General features: G+C 64.7%; 11 protein-coding genes. 6 read left to right on the top strand and 5 right to left on the bottom strand.

The window, feature by feature from the left end:
- Positions 1–240, top strand: a 240-nt coding sequence (locus IG178_RS13850; protein WP_193213156.1) for a transglutaminase family protein, incomplete at its 5' end; no start/stop codon positions are given.
- Positions 241–287: 47 nt separating this feature from the next.
- Here the strand turns inward: IG178_RS13850 and IG178_RS13845 are convergent.
- The 3 genes from IG178_RS13845 to IG178_RS13835 form a co-directional block, all read right to left on the bottom strand.
- Positions 288–656, bottom strand: a complete 369-nt coding sequence (locus tag IG178_RS13845; protein WP_193213155.1) for a hypothetical protein — start codon at positions 654–656, stop codon at positions 288–290.
- A 115-nt stretch (positions 657–771) separates the two neighbouring features.
- Positions 772–1,719, bottom strand: coding sequence for a hypothetical protein (locus IG178_RS13840; protein WP_193213154.1), 948 nt, complete (start codon positions 1,717–1,719; stop codon positions 772–774).
- Positions 1,720–1,733: 14 nt separating this feature from the next.
- Positions 1,734–5,168 (bottom strand): pilus assembly PilX family protein, encoded by a 3,435-nt coding sequence (locus IG178_RS13835; RefSeq protein ID WP_193213153.1) that lies wholly within the window; start codon positions 5,166–5,168, stop codon positions 1,734–1,736.
- 431 nt (positions 5,169–5,599) lie between these two features.
- Between IG178_RS13835 and IG178_RS13830 the strand changes: the two genes are divergently transcribed.
- The gene (locus tag IG178_RS13830; RefSeq protein ID WP_193213152.1) at positions 5,600–6,982 is read left to right on the top strand and encodes an ATP-grasp domain-containing protein; all 1,383 of its coding nucleotides are present in this window, start codon (positions 5,600–5,602) and stop codon (positions 6,980–6,982) included.
- A gap of 17 nt (positions 6,983–6,999) precedes the next feature.
- A complete protein-coding gene (locus tag IG178_RS13825) occupies positions 7,000–8,112 on the top strand; it encodes a M20 family metallopeptidase (protein ID WP_193213151.1) in 1,113 nt (370 codons plus the stop codon).
- Between the two features lie 11 nt (positions 8,113–8,123).
- Here IG178_RS13825 and IG178_RS13820 read toward each other — a convergent pair whose 3' ends face one another.
- A complete protein-coding gene (locus IG178_RS13820; protein WP_226895429.1) occupies positions 8,124–9,371 on the bottom strand; it encodes a nucleoside/nucleotide kinase family protein in 1,248 nt (415 codons plus the stop codon).
- 99 nt (positions 9,372–9,470) lie between these two features.
- Here IG178_RS13820 and IG178_RS13815 point away from each other — a divergent pair, with 99 nt between their 5' ends.
- Positions 9,471–10,502: a protein-tyrosine phosphatase family protein gene (locus tag IG178_RS13815; RefSeq protein WP_193213150.1), complete on the top strand. Its 1,032-nt coding sequence runs from the start codon at positions 9,471–9,473 to the stop codon at positions 10,500–10,502.
- Positions 10,503–10,550: 48 nt separating this feature from the next.
- On the opposite strand, the gene IG178_RS13810 is transcribed toward IG178_RS13815, so the two are convergent.
- Positions 10,551–12,530 (bottom strand): DNA gyrase/topoisomerase IV subunit A, encoded by a 1,980-nt coding sequence (locus IG178_RS13810; protein ID WP_193213149.1) that lies wholly within the window; start codon positions 12,528–12,530, stop codon positions 10,551–10,553.
- 157 nt (positions 12,531–12,687) lie between these two features.
- Here IG178_RS13810 and IG178_RS13805 point away from each other — a divergent pair, with 157 nt between their 5' ends.
- The gene (locus IG178_RS13805; protein ID WP_193213148.1) at positions 12,688–14,565 is read left to right on the top strand and encodes a polysaccharide lyase family protein; all 1,878 of its coding nucleotides are present in this window, start codon (positions 12,688–12,690) and stop codon (positions 14,563–14,565) included.
- A 66-nt stretch (positions 14,566–14,631) separates the two neighbouring features.
- Positions 14,632–17,253: a glycosyl hydrolase gene (locus IG178_RS13800; protein WP_193213147.1), complete on the top strand. Its 2,622-nt coding sequence runs from the start codon at positions 14,632–14,634 to the stop codon at positions 17,251–17,253.
- Positions 17,254–17,255: the final 2 nt, after the last annotated feature.

The raw sequence follows: 17,255 nt of genomic DNA, 5'->3' as shown, positions 1-17,255 counted from the left end.
CTCACCTTCGATCTCGTCGACACCTGGAACCAGCGCTCGATCGGCGGCTGCCAGTACCATGTCGTCCACCCCGGAGGCCGCGCCTACGACGACTTCCCGCTGAATGCCTTCGTCGCCGAAAGCCGCCGCCGCTCGCGTTTCTTTACCATCAACAAGTCGCCCGGCCGCCTCGACGTCGCCGAGCCGGTGATCGACCGCGAGTATCCGATGACCCTCGACTTGCAGCGCTTCCGGGCGTAAAAAAGCTCCATGCCCGGGGTTGCGGCAGGTCCTGGAGACAAAGCCGCTCAGTTGCTCGCGTAGATCCTCACTTTGGAGGCGGAGATGAAGGCTCGCTTCGAGGCACCGTAGAGCGCCTTGCTGTGCTTGCCGACGAACGACAACTCCTCGTCCTCGATCACGCTTCCGGCGGTAGCAGCCTGAGGTCGGGTCGTCGCACCAATTTCACGGAGCTCCCAACCCAGTTCTCCGATACCCATGCCGACTTTCGACAGCCCGAGCAGCACCTTGTTGAAGGCCGTGCCGAGATGGACCGAGAGCGGACCGTGGTGACCGGTGACCATTTCCTTCGCCGTGAATGCGGCGGTGATTCCAAAGACGACGGCAAGCAGTCTGTAAGCAGGTCGCTTACCACGGGGGGAGTGGTTTTTGCTCATGGGGGGTGGGGGGGAACGCCACTTCGGGGATAAAATGGCTCCCGTTTGATATCCCGGTCGCCCCGAGAATCAAGAACTGTTTACCTACGCGATCGCGTAGGTGATCCGGATACACTCACGGCCGGGGCTGCTCGAACGGCTTGGCCTCGGCCAAGCGCTTGGTCACGGCGCTGAAGGCAACCCCCGCGGGCTGGGCCGGTCCAACGGGAGCCGGCCAGGCGACGACGAAGACCCGCTCGTCCTTCCGTGGTCCGATCACGGTTTTCGAAAGCTGGTGCCAATCCGCGCCGTCGGCCGAGGCCAGGACCATCGGCATCTGGCCCTTCTCATTCATGGCCAGTTCGACCTTGCCCATGAAGCCCGACTTGATGCGGTACGGCGAATCACCCCGATGGAGCGCGAGGTCCCGTCCGGAAACGTTCACAACGACCGCCTCGTTCTTTTTCACCGCGGTCGGCGAGACATTGATCACCTTGTAGTTCGGGTTGTTCCACTTCTTCGCGCCCGGGTCCTTCCAAAGCACGACCACCAGATGGGTGGCGGCCGGCGGGACCGCGAAGGTGCCGATCGACTTGAGGGGCAGCGACGCCTTGGCCTTGCCGGGAGCCGGTGCCACGTCGTTGTCCCCCATCGGAACCTCATAGGACAGGGAGATCTGGGCAACCCGGGGCACCCGGGTCGCAGGCCCGACCTGGTTCTGGCCGCCGAGGACGCGGATGGTCCCGGACTCGGTCTTCACGTGGTAAACCGCGGGCGGATACTCCAAAGGGTCGCGGTACTTCTCCTTGGGCATGCCGTTTTCGTCCAGATAGATGATGGGGGCCGGCACATAGCCGACCGGAACCACGGAGATCTGGATCGGCAGGCCCTTGCGCTCGGCGGCGCTCAGGGTCGGCTCGTTCGCCTTGCGATCGGCTTCCGGGACCGGCACGTCGCTGAGGTCTAGGTTGCCATCCATGCCTCCACTTCCCCCACCCTCCTCCGGTGGCGGCGGCGGTGGCGGGGTCTGGGCGAGTGCGCCTGTCACCAGGCAAGCGAACAGCAGAACACGGGAAATCATCATGACGAGACGGGCGGTTAGATTTCGGAAGGCGAGAGCCAGCGGAACGACACGGTGCTGAAGCGGCGGCCGAAGCGCAGGCTGGCGGACGACAGTGCCGGGTTCGCGGAACCGTCGCTGGCAAAGGGCGGTGTCTCGGGGGCATCCGCCGGATTCACATAATCGGGCAGGCGCTGGACGACCGCTTCGCACCACGCCTTCGCGGTGACCTGCTTGCCGTCTTTCGAGCGGGCTTCACCATAAGCCCGAACCGTGAAGGTGTCGCCCCGCGCGACCAGGGTCGATCCGAGCGGTTGCAGGAGATCCCCCTGCTGGAGATAGGTCGGCATCCCGGCGGCCTTGGACGTGCGGAGGTGCTCCGGCAGCCCCCATTCCGCGGCGCTCGAGCCCGGCTCGTAGCTCGCCTGGCCGTATCCCGACGAGGTGAGGGCAACGTCTCCTCCTTCGAGGGCATCGTTGATCCCGGAATCGAGAATCGCCTTCTGCAGGGGTCCCATCAAGCCGAGTTCACCGTTCCTGCGATCCCGGTCGGTCACCAGGCGGCGGTTGACGAAGTCGCTGACCGAGAGGAAGGGGCCGCGCAGCTTGACCTGTTCGACAATCGCCTCCGCGAGGGCCGCGATTTGATCGTCCTCGAGGGAACGGAATCCGCCCCACGAGCCCGACTCATAGGGTGAACCCGGATCATGGGCTCCGCCTTCGGGTGACTGGAAGCGCGAGAAAGACGAGCCCTCGGCGCCCAGACGCCCGTTCAGCGACGACAACAATGCGTGCCATGCCTCCGGATCGGTCGAGTTCACGTTGAACGCACCGGCGAGCAGCAATTCCGACGCTGCCTCGTAGAAACCGGCCAAGCGGTCGGGATCGGCATTGCGGCCGGCCACCGGCACCAGGCGGCTGTTGGCCAGCGGGGCACCCGCCGGATCCTCGGCAAAGCGCTTCTTCTCCGACTCCAGCGCGCCGCTGAGGAAGTAGCGGTCCCAGAGCTCGTGGTTGGCCTCGTAGGCCAGGTCGTAGATCACCACATCGTCGCCCCGGCTCTGCTTGAGCCAGGTGGGAAGATAGGGCAGAAATTCGCTCCAGGCGCTCTTCAGGGTGCGCGCGCGGTCGGCCGTGGCCTCGCGCTTCTTGAGGTTCGGCGGAACCCACGAGTTGCCGATCGGATAGCTGGCGTGCCAGATGAACGGCGTCAACTGGGCGTGCTCGAAGCGGCCGAGCGACACGATCCGCTCGTCGCTACGAGGAAGGTCGTAGACGGGATAAACGGTTCCGGGCTCGGTCGAGCTGCCGGCGTAGAAGACGTTGCCTCGGAACTTGTCGTCGAACGGGTGCGCCGCCTTTTCCGGCGAGAGGTAGGGCAGGCCCTGCTGCCGGTCGCAGGTGTACGGCCCCCACATGTACCAGTGGTGTTCCTCGCCGTTGTCGGTGACGCCGTCGTAGGGGCTGCGATGACAGAAAGCCGCGCGCACGTTGTAGTCGGCGGTCACCGCGGCACCCCAGTAGCGGTTCACCGCGCCGCCGGAGTAGTTGAAGGGATTCTTCTCGACCCACCACTTGTAGCGGAAGCCGTAGCAGCCGCGAGCCCACGGCTCGAAATCGGCGGTGGCCTCGAAGTCGTAGATCGGCTCGACCCCGCCGACACGCCACCTGCCGTTGTTGTAGCGGCCCTGGTAACCGCGGCGCCAGTTGTCGGAATCGAGCAACTGAAGCAAGGGCAGCCGCATCCTGGAATCGTAACGCGACGCACTGCCGAGCATCAGGCTCACCTTCAGCCCGTTGTCCGGGTTGCCTTCATACCAGTCCATCATGTCGACCCAGTAGTAGGCACCCTTGTTGTGGTTGGCGTAGAGCGGGAGGTCGCTTGCACTCACCCCCACCGACTTCAGGTTCGTCAGCGTGAGGTAGAAGTTGGTCAACGAGTTCGGGTTGACCGAAGCGCTCATCAGGTTGGTTCCGCCGCCGTCGCGGGTCGCCAGCGGGGTCGCCAGGCCGGAAATCGCATTGGTCTGCGGCTTCGGCGTGAAGACCAGCGCTTCACCCGGTTCGAACGAGGTGGCCTCGAGGGTCAGGCTCATCCGGTTCTCCTTCTTGTTGCGGGTGTCGTAGGCGGTCGACACCAGCTCCTCCGTGGTCGTGCCTCTTCGCTCGACGACCAGCGAATCGTTGATGCAGTGGTTGAAATCCACCGTGTAGTCCTGGGACGCCAGCTTGGCGTTGTAGGGATTCCAGAGGACGATCCGCGGGTAAAGGTGCACGGTCAGGTAGCCCCGGACGTAGCAGAAACGGGTGTAGACTTCGGCCGAGGCGATCACCGGGTGAATCGGCTGGCTGGTGAATTCCTCGAGGTCGGGCACCTTCGCAAACTTGTCCGCGCGGGCCGATTCGACGGCCGCGGTCACCTCCACTTCGTCGCTCCCCGAGCGCGAGGCCAGCATGGCATACGAGCGCAAGGCTCCCATCTTCGGTCCCTGGTTCTTGCGCAGGCTGCCTTCCAACAGCGGGGTGTTTTCCGTCAACGCCGGCAACAGGTCGCCGGCGGAATCCACCGAACCGTTCTCGAGGAACACCGAGAGGTCGCGCTTCAAGCCGCCGCGCAGGGTGTCGGCAAGCACCGACGAAGCCCGCGTCCCGATGCTGTGGTAGTGCTCCTTGAGCGCGTCGCGGTCGCCGATCTCGGCCAGCTCCGCCTGCGGATAGTCGATCACCTTTGCAAGGTCCTCGTCATCGACCCCGTCGTACCCTTCCAACCCGGGGAGACTGGCAACCCCGAAGCGGTCCGGCGGCGCCACGCCCGTCGCCTCATCGCCCGAGGCCGGTGCCGGCACGTTGAGGCTGGCCTTCATCGACTCGTCGGCGCACCAGAAGGCATAGCCCCCGGGCAAGCCGCTGCCATTGTCGACCTCGACCAGGGGAACCTTCACGTGATCGGCTCCGTCCGCGACCGTGCCCGGCCCGACCAGGCGAACCAGTTCCCCCGAGGTTTGTTCCGGGTCCTTGCCCGGATCACCGCTGACCAGCCAGTGCTCGAACTGGTTCGGCGAGTTCTGCCCCCCCGAGGTCCGGGTGTCGGTCAGGTACGAATCTCGCTTGTCCCAGGAAACCACCGGCAGGCCGCCGTCTTCGTCCTGGGTGCTGCGCCAGACCCCGACCCACCGCGGATGCGACTTGCTGCCGACGATCTCGGCGGTCGCGGTGACCCGCTGGTCCGGCCCGAGGTCGGATTGCAGGCGGGCGATCGCCAGCTGCAAGGCGAGGCGCGCATTGGCCTGCGCCCGGAAGCGGTCGTTCATCACGCTCGAGGTGCGGGTCTGGATCGACGCGAGCGAGAGCAAGCCCACGGCGAGGATCGAAAGCATCACCATCATCATCAGGGTGATGACCAGCGAGAAGCCGTTTTCGAAACCTTGCCGCAGCCGCTTCAGACGGGGGCTCGTTTGGATGGAAAGGAGCATGTTTTGAGTCAGTCGATTGGCGTGACCAAGGCCTTCCTCCCGGGGATCGGGAAGCGGCTGCAGTCCCAAAAAACGTCGCAAGCGGCAAGCCAGAGTGACCCGCACGACGATAATTTTCGCATTCCCTGACCATCGCTTCGCATTTCCGCAAAGCGGACGCGCCAGCCCGGCCCGAGCCGAGCAAAAGCCGTCACACAAATCTGTGCATCGCAATGATCCAGATTCATGAGAGGCGTTGAATTCAAGATGGACATCGATCGCCCGATCCGAAGGCACGTAATTCCACGCACTTCGCAAATCCACAATTATCGCACCCAAAACCATCATCAATTTGCTCCTGCACCGGTTCATTTTGGCCGTGTTTCGACCGGGTCTTCTGGGGCGCAAAACCGCCTCCTTGCCCTCGCTCCGGAGCCGGTCTAACATCAAGGATGGATCTCTTCCCGGAACCGGGTGCGCCCCTGGTGATCCCCACCCAGGGCTACACGCCGAACTGTTGGGAAAACCGCAGTGTGATCTTCGTCGCCAACCTGCTTTCCATGTTCTTCGGCAACCGGGAGGAGGCGGAGATCCTCGAGGATGAGATCTCCTGCGTCGACTCCTACGGGGGCCGCCTGCTGCCGGTGCTCGGCTTGATTTTCGGCGGTGGCGACAACGTCCTGGTGCTGGAAAGGAAGCCGGATCCCGCGCTCAGCGACTACTTTTCCGGCTTGGGACTCGACCTCCCGGAGATCGAAATCCTTCCCCGCCGCGACTTCCTGGCCCTGGGACAGCACCTGGCGAACGGAACCGCCGCGGGGCATCCGCTGCTCGACCGCTTGCTGGTCCAGCCGGCCGGCATTATCGACGGCTTCGTCACCGATGAGACCATCGACCGGCTCGCCACCACCCTTGGCAAGCGCACCTTGTCGAGCCCCACCGGCAGTCACCGGGGGAACAACAAGTTGCTCCTCCACCGTCACCTCGAATCCTCCGGCCTGCCGGTCTTCCCTACAATTTACGCCGGTTCCCGCCGTGAGATCCCCGGCGCTCTCGGGCGCTTCCGTGCGATGGGTTACCAGTCCGCCGTGATCAAGGCCCAGGTCGGCGCATCGGGGATCGGCCTGATCAAGCTCCCGACCGACAAACCGGTCGCGGCGATCCCTTCATCCTTCTGGTACGAGGGCCCGGTCATGGTGCAGGCCTGGTTGCAAGCCGGCGAACACGGGATCACTTCCGCCCTCAGCCCGAGCGTGCAGGTTTTCGTTCACGACGACGCCGTCTACCTCTACGACCTCACCGAGCAGATCCTCGACGACAGCATCCACCAGGGCAACGAGTCGCCCCCACCCTATCTCGACGACTTCCCGGGACTCCTGCGCGAACTGCTGCGCCAGGCCGGCGTGGCCGCAAGCTGGCTCCACCAACAGGGCTACCGCGGCGCCGCCAGCGTCGATTTCCTCCTCGCCTGCCATGCCGAACGGCCACCCGTCGTATATGTCTGCGAGATCAACGCTCGGGTCACCGGCGCGACCTACCCGTCGGTTCTCGCCCGTCATTTTCACCCCCGCGGTGCCTGGCGAATGCGCAACCTCGAGCTGGTCGAGTCTCTCCCCGGCGAAACCTTGTTAGAAAAACTCGGCCGCCATTCCGAACTCTTTTCGACCGGCCGTCGCGCGGGAATCCTGCCGGTGAACTTCAACCTCGATCCCGATGGCCGCGTCCGCAAAGGCCAGTTCCTCGCGATCGCCGACACCATCGCCGAGTGCCGACAGCTGATGGACACCGCCCGCCACGACCTGCCCGTCGAGTGGGATTACACCAAGGACCGTTGATCGAACCGCTCCACGCCATGTCTACAGAACTCACCGACCGGTTGGTTGCCCTGACCCGCGACTTGATCCTGATTCCGAGCACCGACAGCGCGCCGCAGGAACGGGCGCGGGCTTTCTCCTACTTCCGCAATCACCTCGAGTCGGTTCCGGGGATCCGCCTCGAGCGCCACGAGTCCGGAGGCTACGAGTCGCTGGTCGCCCTTCCTGCGGGAAAGGAAAACGCCGGAGTGCTCATGATCGGGCACCTTGACGTCATCGAACACCCGGACCTCGACCTCTACCGCTCCCACATCGACGGCGGCCGCCTCTACGGACCCGGCGCCGGCGACATGAAAGGCGCGCTCGCCATCATGCTGAAGCTGTTCTCCGACCTCCACCGTTCGGACCCCGGCTTGCCCCTCGGCATGGTGGTGACGTCGGACGAGGAACGCGGCGGTGAGCACGGGGTGGGATTTCTCGTCCGCGAAGCCGGACTTCGCGCGGCCCACGCCATCGTTCCCGACGGGGGCTCCATTCACGACGTCACGGTCGAGGAAAAGGGCATCGCGCACCTGCGCATCCATACCCGCGGCCGCGCCGCTCACGCCGCCCGTCCATGGCTGGCCCACAATGCGGCCACCACCCTCACCGACGCGCTGTCGCGGCTTGCCGGCCGCTTCCCGGTCCCGCCGGACGCAGCCGGCGAGCACTGGCAGCCAACCTGCGCGCTGACCACGCTGCACACGCCCAACCGCACGCTCAACTGCATCCCGGACGCGGCCGAGGCGACGCTCGATGTCCGGTTTCCCCCGCCCCACACCCTCGACGAAATCCTCGCCTGCCTGCACGAGACCCTCGGACCGGAGGTCTCCATCGAAACCCTGGTGGCCGCCGAACCGTCGGTGCTCAATCCCGACCCGTTGTGGTTCGAGATCACCGAGGACTTTACCGGGCAGGCGGTCAACCGCGTCCGAGCCTCGGGCGGCAGTGATGCGCGTTTCCTCTGCCAAGCCGGAATCCAGACCATCGTCGCCCGCCCGCGGGTCGGCAATCTCCATGCCGCCGACGAATGGATCGACATCGCCAGCATGGGCGAGTTCTACGAAATCACCCGCCGCTACCTGACCCGGCGCCTGGCAGGCGGCGGTTGACGCCCCGCCGCTCAGCCGCGGCGGATCTTCGAGCCTGCGAAGAGCACGGTGATGCGATACACCTTCTTCTCCCGGGTATGGATCTTTCCGGTGCTTAAATCGACCCGCTCCGGGATCTCCTGGCGGTGGATGTCCACGCTGGCGCGGAACCCGCGCTCCGAAAAGATGTCGATCAGCATCGCCAGCGCGACCGGCTGCTGGAACAGCTCCTCCTCGGTGTTGATCATCGCCCGTCCGCTGACCGCGTAGCGCTCGATGATCGGCATCGTGCGCTCCTGGATGAAATCCACCACCGCTTTGAGCAACTGCGGGTGCTCCACCTGGTAGCCGTCGAGCCGCCGCACCAGTTCCTGGCGGGCGTGTTGGACGATCTCGTCCGCCAGCGGGATGTGGCGCAGCGTGTCGTAGGTTTGCGGATCGAGTTCCAGCGAGCTTTGATACTCCAGCTCACGGATGATGTTCTGTTGCACCACCTCGATCGGCGCCTGGGCATTGATGAAGTGATAGTGGAAGATCTGCTTCAGCGAGACCAGCGCGTCGTAGGTCTTCTCCTTGAAGGTCCGATAGCGGTTGCGTGCGAGTTCGGGATCGAAGTCGGTGTTGCGTTCTTCCCATAACTCCCCGACCCCGGACTGCCGGACCTCCGCATTGTGTGCGAGCGTCTCACGCCCGCGCTTCAGCTGGCGCTCGATGCTTTCCGCCTCATCGACGAACAGCACCATGATATGGAACGTCGGCTGGCGGAAGCGGTGGGCGAGCCGGGTGCCCGCGAACTCCCGGCGCAGCAGGATCATCTGGTCGTAGAGCATCTTCAGGCACTCCACCTGCACCGTCGTCCGCGGGAATCCGTCGAGCACGGTGCTGTCGCGGAAGCGCGGTTCCAGCAATTCCCGGAGCAGCAACTTGAGGACCTCCTCGTCGCCCACCATGCCGCCGCTTGCCTTGATCTTGCGGGCTTCCGGCGAATCGAGCAGCTGGCTGATCACGATCGGCTGCGCCGTGATCCCGCGCAGCTCGCGGATGAAATCGGTGTTGGTGCCTTTTCCCGAACCCGGCGCACCGCCGAGCAGGATGAGCTCCTTCGGGAACTGCAAGCCCTCCCGGCCGACCTCGGCTTCCAGGCTCTTCCAGACCCGGTTGAAGATGAGCTGGGCGTCCTTGATCTCAAGATCGGGCGACGGGCTCGCGTCGGGAGTCGGGCTGGCATTCATCACCCGGCGAGCCCACACCATCATCCCCCCGGCGTCGAGCAAAGCCATCGCCGGTCGCAAAACCTCCGGCCGGCAGGAATCGGATTGCCCCTGCCATTCTCCGCCCCCAGTTTGGAGATCAACACCATACCGACCACCTGCTAGATCATGTTCTTTCGCATCGAAGACCTTCAACTCCGTCACAACCATGCGGGATTCAAGCGGTGCCACGTCACCCACGTGGACACGCGCAATCTCGCTCCTTTCGGCACCGCCTACCCGGCGGAAGCACACGGGGAAGCCGAAGTGATCGTCGTCTGCGGGCGATGGAAGGGGCCGAACGAAGAAGTGCTCGGGCCAAGCGGGGGCGACCTCGATATGCTGAACACCTGGGTCGGCTACGGATTCGGCGACTACCAGAGCAAGGTCCGTCCAGACACCTTCCTGACCCGCATTCCCCAAACCACCGCTGAATTCGAGAGGATTCCCGGATTCGAGGACTGGAGCAAGGAACGGGTCGAAATGGAACTGAAGGCGAAGGGATTCCTCGCTTTCCTGATGCCCAGACGACTGATCTTCAACCAAGCCAAGGGCCAGTGGGACTTCGACTTCATTTGCAGCCTGGACACACAGCTTCCGGACAAGCTTTTCAGCGTCAGCAGTGACAAGGACCTGGGAATCAAGTTCGCATCTCCCCGGCCACCGGGACCCGGGGTGCTCTCACCCGACGAGATCCCGATCAGCCGCCCTGCCCCAGTTTCGGCAACGTCCAGGCATTGGTGGGTGAAGGACGGCCGGCTCGCCGGCATGCCGGTTCCCGGGACTGGTGAGATCCCTGGCTTGAAGGCAGCCGGGCTGCAGGCCGTAGTCGGGATCGGGGTGGACATCGACGAGGCCGCGCTGGCAGCGGAAGGGATCGGTTATCTTTCCCTCGATCTGCCAGACGAATGGACGCCGGATGGCGACCAGATCCAGCGCTTTGCCGAATTCTACAAGAACACGCAGGGCGCCGTCGCCGTGTGTTCATTGAACATGATGGCCACTGGCACCATGCTCGGCGTGGCGTTGGTCTCCGAGGGCCTTCCCGTCGAAGAAGCGCTCGAATGCATCGAATCCGTTCAGCCCGCCGCCCTGGAATCCTCGGGGCAAGTCGAGTTCCTTTACGTGGCGGCAGCGATGCTGGGATTTGATCCGGTCTAGCCTGCTGGCCGTGATGTCCAGACACCACGACCAGCCGAACCTGCCCATCTACGCGCCGGCTTCCTGATCGAAGTCCTTCGGCGCGCGCACGATGCGGTCGATCGGCAGCTTGGTGACGATGTTGCCGCCGCTGCCGCGGCCCTTGATCGCGACCTCGCCGAAGTTGAACGGCCGGCTCACGTTGCGCAGGCGCAGGGCGGGCTTGATGTGGACGATCAGCAGCTGATCGGCGCTCTCGGCCTCGCTCTTGTGCACGGCGAAGTAAAAAATGCGGCTGCCCTTGGTGCCCTTGGTCAAGTCGTATTCCTTGTCGCGGGTGATCCCGCCGACCCGGAAACGCTTGGCCAGAACGGCGCCGTCCTTGCCGTCGCGGTAGATCAGCGAATAGATCAGATCCTCGTCCTTGCGGAAAACGGCCACCCGCAGCGGCCGCGGCCCGACGAAGAACTTGTCCGCCACCTTGACGATCCGCATCTTGCCGTCCTGGCCGAAGATGATCACGTCATCGAGGGTCGAGCACTTCTCGATCGGCGTCTCCTTCTTGAGCGAATAGCCGGCGAAGCCGTTCTTGTCGTCGAGGTAGAGCGTCTCGGTCGCGAGGATGACCTGGGTGCGGTCGACGCGCTCGAAGGAGGAGATTTCGGTCTTCCGCTCGCGGCCCTTGCTGTATTTTTTCTTCAGTTCCTCGAACCAGCGGACCGAGTAGCGGGTCAGGTTGCGGAGGTTCTTCTCGGTCTCGGCGATGTCGTCCTCAAGCTTCTTGATCTCCTCGTCGGCCTTGAAGGAGTCGAACTTCGAGATCCGCTTGATCTTGATCTCGGTCAAGCGGACCAGATCCTCCTCGGTGACCTCGCGCTTGAGCAGCTTCTTGAACGGCTTCAAGCCGTCGTCGATGGCCTTCAGCACGGCCTCCCAGGTGGTGCATTCCTCGATGTCTCGGTAGATCCGGTTCTCGATGAAGATCTTCTCCAGCGAGCTGAAATGCCACTTCTCCGCAAGTTCGCCGAGGCGGATCTCGAGCTCCATCCTGAGCAGCTCCTTGGTCTGCTCGGCGTTGCGCTTGAGGATCTCCGAGACCCCGAGGAACTGCGGCTTGTCATCGGCGATGACGCAGGCGTTCGGCGAAAGGCTGAGCTCGCAGTCGGTGAAGGCGTAGAGCGCGTCGCGCAAGTTCTCCGCGTCCACGCCGGACGGCAGGTGAACCAGAATGTCGACGTCGGCGGCAGTGTTGTCCTCGATCTTGGCGATCTTGATCTTTCCCTTGTCCGCCGCCGCGACGATCGAATCCATCAACCCGCCGGTGGTGGTCCCGAAGGGAATCTCGGTGATCCGCAGCAAGTTCTTCTTCTCCGCGGTGATGCGGGCACGGACGCGGACCCGGCCGCCGCGCAGGCCGTCCTTGTAGTCGCTGGCGTCCATGATCCCGCCGGTCGGGAAGTCAGGCACCAGCTCGAAGGGCTCCTTGCGGAGGGCGCAGATCGAGGCGTCGATCAGCTCGATGAAATTGTGCGGCAGCATCTTGCACGCGAGGCCGACGGCGATGCCCTCGACCCCCTGCGCCAGCAGCAGCGGGAATTTGACCGGCAGCGTGACCGGCTCCTTGTTGCGGCCGTCGTAGGACGGCGTCCACTCCGTCGTCTTCGGGTTGAAGGTGATATCCAGCGCGAACTTGGTCAGCCGGGCCTCGATGTAGCGCGGGGCGGCGGCGCCGTCGCCGGTCAGGGTGTTGCCCCAGTTTCCCTGGCAGTCGATGAGCAGGTCCTTTTGCCCCAGCTGCACCATCGCGTCGCCGATCGACTGGTCGCCGTGCGGGTGGTACTTCATCGTGTTGCCGACGACGTTGGCGACCTTGTTGTAGCGGCCGTCGTCGAGCTCCTTGAGGGAATGGAGGATCCGCCGCTGGACCGGCTTGAGGCCGTCATTCAGGTGCGGCACCGCGCGTTCGAGGATGACGTAGGAGGCGTAGTCGAGGAAGTAGTCGGAATACATCGCCCCGAGGGAGGCGTGTTGGTCCGGGTCGTGGGTCATGCGCGCGGATGCTTGGGCCTCAGGCCGGACCGTGCAAGTGCGGAGCTGCGGAGAACCGAAACTCGATGCCGCCGGCATTTAACCCCATCGGGGGGCTCGCCTAGCCTCCGAATCGCCGCCAGTTTGGCGTGTCGCCACCGTTTACACCCGGATTTCCATGCCGAACCCATTCCAAGCCCTTCTCGCCACCGCCCTTCTCGCGACGGCTTCCGCCGAAGTCCGGGTTCGCGACGAGGGCCGCACCTACCTGCTGGAGAACGACCGGATTTCGGCCCGGATCGACAAATCGAGGGCCACCGTGGTGTCTCTCAGTCGGGACGGGCAGGAGCTGATCCGCGGCGGAACCGGCTACTGGTCGCTATCCGGAGGTTCGGAAAACGGCCGGGCACAGGGCTTTCCCCGGCCTGCCACCACCGAAATCTCGATCGCCGGCGGCAAGCTCGGCGAGGTGGTCCTGAACTGTCCTTATCAAGGGGCTGCCGGGACCTTGCCGGTGAACGCGTCCTTTCACTACACGCTTCTGGACGGCGCAGAAGGGCTGCATATCCGCGGTCGCTTCGAACACGCCCCCGGGATGCCGGGCTTCTCGGTCGGCGAGGCGCGCTTCGTGGTGAAGCCGGATCCCCGGGTGTTCGATTGGTTGACCATCGACGCCGATCGCTCGCGGAAAATGCCCACCGGGGACGATTGGGACAACGCCAGCCCCCTGAATCTCAAGGAAGCGCGCCGGCTCACCACGGGCATCCACAAAGGCCAGCCCGAGCACAAGTACGGCTACTCCGCCCTGTTTTCGGAGTCGCCGGCCTATGGCTGGTCCTCATCGGAAAAGCAGATCGGCCTGTGGATGGTGAATCCTTCCCTCGAATACATCGCAGGAGGTCCCACCAAGCCCGAGCTAACCGGCCACCTCGACGTCAATCCCGGCGGCCGGCCGGTGCTGCTGAACATGTGGCATGGCAGCCACTACGGTGGTAGCTCGCTGGCGGTGAAGACCGACGAAGCCTGGGCGAAGGTCATCGGACCCTTCCTGCTTCACACCAACCAGGGCGGCGATGCCCTGGAACTGTGGAACAAGGCGATGAAGACCGCCGCCGCCGAGAACCTCAAATGGCCGTATGCCTGGGTCGAGGACCCGCTCTACGCGGCTGGATCCCGGCTTCCGGTCACCGGCCGGATCACCGTCAAAGACCTGCCTGGCAGCCCAAGCCCCGGCACGCTGTGGATCGGCCTCACATCGCCCGACTACGAAAGCCGCTCGCGGCGCGGCGGCGAGACGGTCGGATGGCAACGCGACGGGAAGCACTACCAGTACTGGGCGAAAGCCGGGGCCGACGGCCGCTTCCGCCTCGGCTCCGTCCGCCCGGGCACCTATGTCCTGAGGGCATTTGCCAAGGGGGTGCTCGGCGAATTCCAGCGCAGCGAAATCGTCGTCTCCCGAGGTCATCCGCTGGATCTCGGGAAAGTCGAGTGGCAACCCGCCCGCAGTGGCCCGACGGTCTGGGAAATCGGAGTGCCCGATCGCGACTCGCGGGAGTTCCGCAACGGCGGCTACTACTGGCAATGGGGCCAGTATTTCAAATACCAGAAGGAGTTCCCCGACGGGGTCGATTTCACCGTCGGCAGCAGCGATTGGCGGAAGGACTGGAACTTCTGCCAGCCCCTTCGCCTCGACGACAAGGGCCGGGTCCTCGGCGACTCGATCTGGAAACTTCGTTTCAACCTCGAAGAGCCCGCCGACCACGTCCTCAGGATCGCGCTCTGCGGCCACCGCGAGGGCGACCGGCTCCACGTGTCGATCAACGGCAACAACCTCGGCGATAGCGGCAGGCTCCGTGAGAACGGCGTGATGCACCGCGACGGCCATCGCGGCCTGCTCACCGAGCTCGGATTCCCGATCCCCGCCGGCGACCTGCAGGAGGGAGAGAACGTCCTCGAACTGCGCCTCAGCGGTCGGGTTTGGCATCAAGGGCTGCTTTACGACTACCTGCGGCTGGAGCGGGTGGACAACTCGCGGGCACAGGCCGACCGGTCGTGACTGCCGCCATCATAACCCGATTCGGGTGATTGAACCCGCCGGAGTTCCCGTCCTTGATGGGGTTCCATGAAACCCCTGCTGCTGCTCACCTTCCTCGCCCCGCTGGCACTTGCGGCCGACACCGACTGGCCCGAGGTCACCGCGGAAGCGAAGCCGTGGACCCGCTGGTGGTGGCTGGGTAGCGGCGTGGACGAGGCCAACCTGATCCGCCAGCTCGAGGGCTTTTCGAAGGCCGGGATCGGCGGGGTCGAGATCTGCCCGATCTACGGTGCCAAGGGCTACGAGGACCGCGACCTTGCCTTCTTGTCGAAACCGTGGACCGACGCCTACGCCCAAACCGCCCGGGAAGCAGCAAGGCTCGGCATGGGCCTCGATCTGACCACCGGCACCGGCTGGCCCTTTGGCGGTCCATGGGTCGAGAGCAAGGATGCCTCCGCGTCCCTCGAAAGCGTGATCGCCAAGGCGAGCGGCGGACGGGAACTGATTCTCAAGCTGCCGCAAGGCAAGCTGGAAGCCCTGTCCGCCTGGCCGGAACAAGGCGACGCCATCGATCTGACCAGCAAGGTCCAGGATGGCCGGCTGGCGTGGACACCACCCGCCGGCGAGTGGAGGGTACATGGACTGGTCTCGAAGCACGGCATCCAGAAGGTGAAGCGCGCCGCTCCGGGCGGCGCGGGCTGGGTGCTCGATCCCTTCTCGGCACAGGCGATCGGCGGCTACCTCGAGCACTTCGACGAGGCACTCGACCACCCCGGCGTGCCCGAACCCCGCGCCCACTTCCACGATTCCTTTGAATACTACGGTGCCGCCTGGACCGACGGTTTGTTCGAGCGCTTCGCCGAACTCCGCGGCTACGACCTGCGCGATCAGCTCCCCGCTTTCCACGGCGAAGGCGATGCGGAAACGGTGGCACGCGTCCGCGCCGACTACCGGGCGACCTTGAGCGACCTGCACCGCGGGTATCTCGCCAAGTGGCACGACTGGGCGAAGCAGCGCGGCAGCCTGACCCGCAACCAGGCCCACGGTTCGCCCGGCAATCTGTTGGACCACTACGCCGTCGCCGACATCCCGGAGACCGAGATTTTCCGCCACGTCGATGAGGCGCAGATCCCGATGCTGCAGTTCGCCTCGTCCGCCGCCCACGTGACCGGAAAGAAGCTGGTCTCGGCCGAAACCTTCACCTGGCTCGACGAACACTTCCAGGTCACGCCGAAGGAGCTGAAGGAGGCCGCGGATTTCGTCTGGCTCGGCGGCGTGAACCACCTTTTCTTCCACGGCATCCCCTACACTCCGGAGGACGCCGGCTGGCCGGGTTGGCTGTTCTACGCTTCCACCCACATGGGCGAGAACGGCGGACTGTGGAGAGACCTGCCGGCCTTCAATGCCTACATGACCCGGGTCCAGTCGGTGTTGCAGTCCGGGAAGCCCGATCCCGAAGTCCTGCTCTATTTCCCGGTTCAGGACATCTGGCACGACGGCGAAAAGGGTCTGCCGCTCTTCACCATGCACAACCAGGAGAAGTGGCTCCAACCCACCACCTTCTATCGCGCCGCCATGGAGTTGTGGGAAAGCGGCGTCCCCTGCGACTTCGTCTCCGACCGCTTGCTCGACGGCACGAGAGTCCGCGATGGCAAGGTTGAACTCGGTGGCCAGCAGCACAAGTTGCTGGTCGTCCCCGCCACCGAACACCTGCCCGTGGCGACGGCCCGCAAGCTGGTCGAGTTGGCCAAGCAAGGGGCCAAGATCGCTTTCCTCGGACCACTCCCCGATGATGTCCCCGGATTCGGTCGGCTGGAGGAGCGCCGGGCCGCCCTGTCAGAGGCTTTCGGAGCCATGCCCCGCGACAAGGGATCCCTCCTCGTCGACACGAAGCTACCCGCAGCCCTGGCAGCCGCGGGCATCGAGGGCGAAGCGATGGCCGAACACGGCCTGCGCTTCGTCCGTCGTCGCCAACCGGATGGATGGAGCTACTTCATCGTCAACCGCTCGGGCAAAGCCATCGACGTGCGGGTCAAGTTCGCCACCCCGATGAAGTCCGCAGTGCTTTTCGATCCGATGCACGACCGCCGCGGCGTCGTCGCCACGACTAATGGCATCCGCCTCGTCCTCGCGCCCGGCGAGTCCCGCATCATTCGCACTTTCCGTGACAAGCAGGCCGAGGGAGCCACTTGGAACGAACCCGAAGCCGCGGGCGCCCCCATCACCCTCACAGGCACCTGGAACGTCCGCTTCCTCGAGGGAGGTCCGGAGCGACCCGAAACCTTCGAGACGACGCAGCTCGGTTCGTGGACCGAGCGACCCGACGCCAGCTACCGCAATTTCTCCGGCACCGCGCTTTACCGGCTGGAATTCGACCTGCCCGCAGCCGCCCCCGCCCTGCTCGATCTCGGCGAAGTCGCACACACCGCGAGTGTGAAACTTAACGGCAAGGACGCCGGCACCTGCTGGGCTCCGCCTCACCGGCTTGAGGTCAGCCGCTTGCTTCAAGCCGGCAAGAACGTCCTCGAAATCGAGGTCACCAACCTCGCCGCCAACCGCATCGCCGAGCTCGACCGCCGCAAGGTCCCCTGGAAGTCCTTCCACGAGATCAACTTCGTCAACATCGACTACAAGCCCTTCGACGCCTCCGGCTGGAAACCCCTGCCCTCCGGCCTGCTCGGCCCGGTGGCGCTAATCCCGATCCGCTAGAC

The sequence above is a fragment of the Neoluteolibacter marinus genome (genome assembly GCF_014904755.1).
GTDB classification, from domain to species: domain Bacteria; phylum Verrucomicrobiota; class Verrucomicrobiia; order Verrucomicrobiales; family Akkermansiaceae; genus Haloferula; species Haloferula marina.
The sequence above is the reverse complement of the archived record's forward strand: the minus strand, read 5'-3'. Positions and strand labels throughout refer to the sequence as shown.

Bases quoted from the DNA above. Each gene is read 5' to 3' on its own strand.
- IG178_RS13825 (WP_193213151.1), top strand. From the start codon at position 7,000: ATGTCTACAGAACTCACCGACCGGTTGGTTGCCCTGACCCGCGACTTG.
- IG178_RS13840 (WP_193213154.1), bottom strand. From the start codon at position 1,719: ATGATGATTTCCCGTGTTCTGCTGTTCGCTTGCCTGGTGACAGGCGCA.
- IG178_RS13800 (WP_193213147.1), top strand. From the start codon at position 14,632: ATGAAACCCCTGCTGCTGCTCACCTTCCTCGCCCCGCTGGCACTTGCG.
- IG178_RS13845 (WP_193213155.1), bottom strand. From the start codon at position 656: ATGAGCAAAAACCACTCCCCCCGTGGTAAGCGACCTGCTTACAGACTG.
- IG178_RS13815 (WP_193213150.1), top strand. From the start codon at position 9,471: ATGTTCTTTCGCATCGAAGACCTTCAACTCCGTCACAACCATGCGGGA.
- IG178_RS13805 (WP_193213148.1), top strand. From the start codon at position 12,688: ATGCCGAACCCATTCCAAGCCCTTCTCGCCACCGCCCTTCTCGCGACG.
- IG178_RS13820 (WP_226895429.1), bottom strand. From the start codon at position 9,371: ATGGCTTTGCTCGACGCCGGGGGGATGATGGTGTGGGCTCGCCGGGTG.
- IG178_RS13835 (WP_193213153.1), bottom strand. From the start codon at position 5,168: ATGCTCCTTTCCATCCAAACGAGCCCCCGTCTGAAGCGGCTGCGGCAA.
- IG178_RS13810 (WP_193213149.1), bottom strand. From the start codon at position 12,530: ATGACCCACGACCCGGACCAACACGCCTCCCTCGGGGCGATGTATTCC.
- IG178_RS13830 (WP_193213152.1), top strand. From the start codon at position 5,600: ATGGATCTCTTCCCGGAACCGGGTGCGCCCCTGGTGATCCCCACCCAG.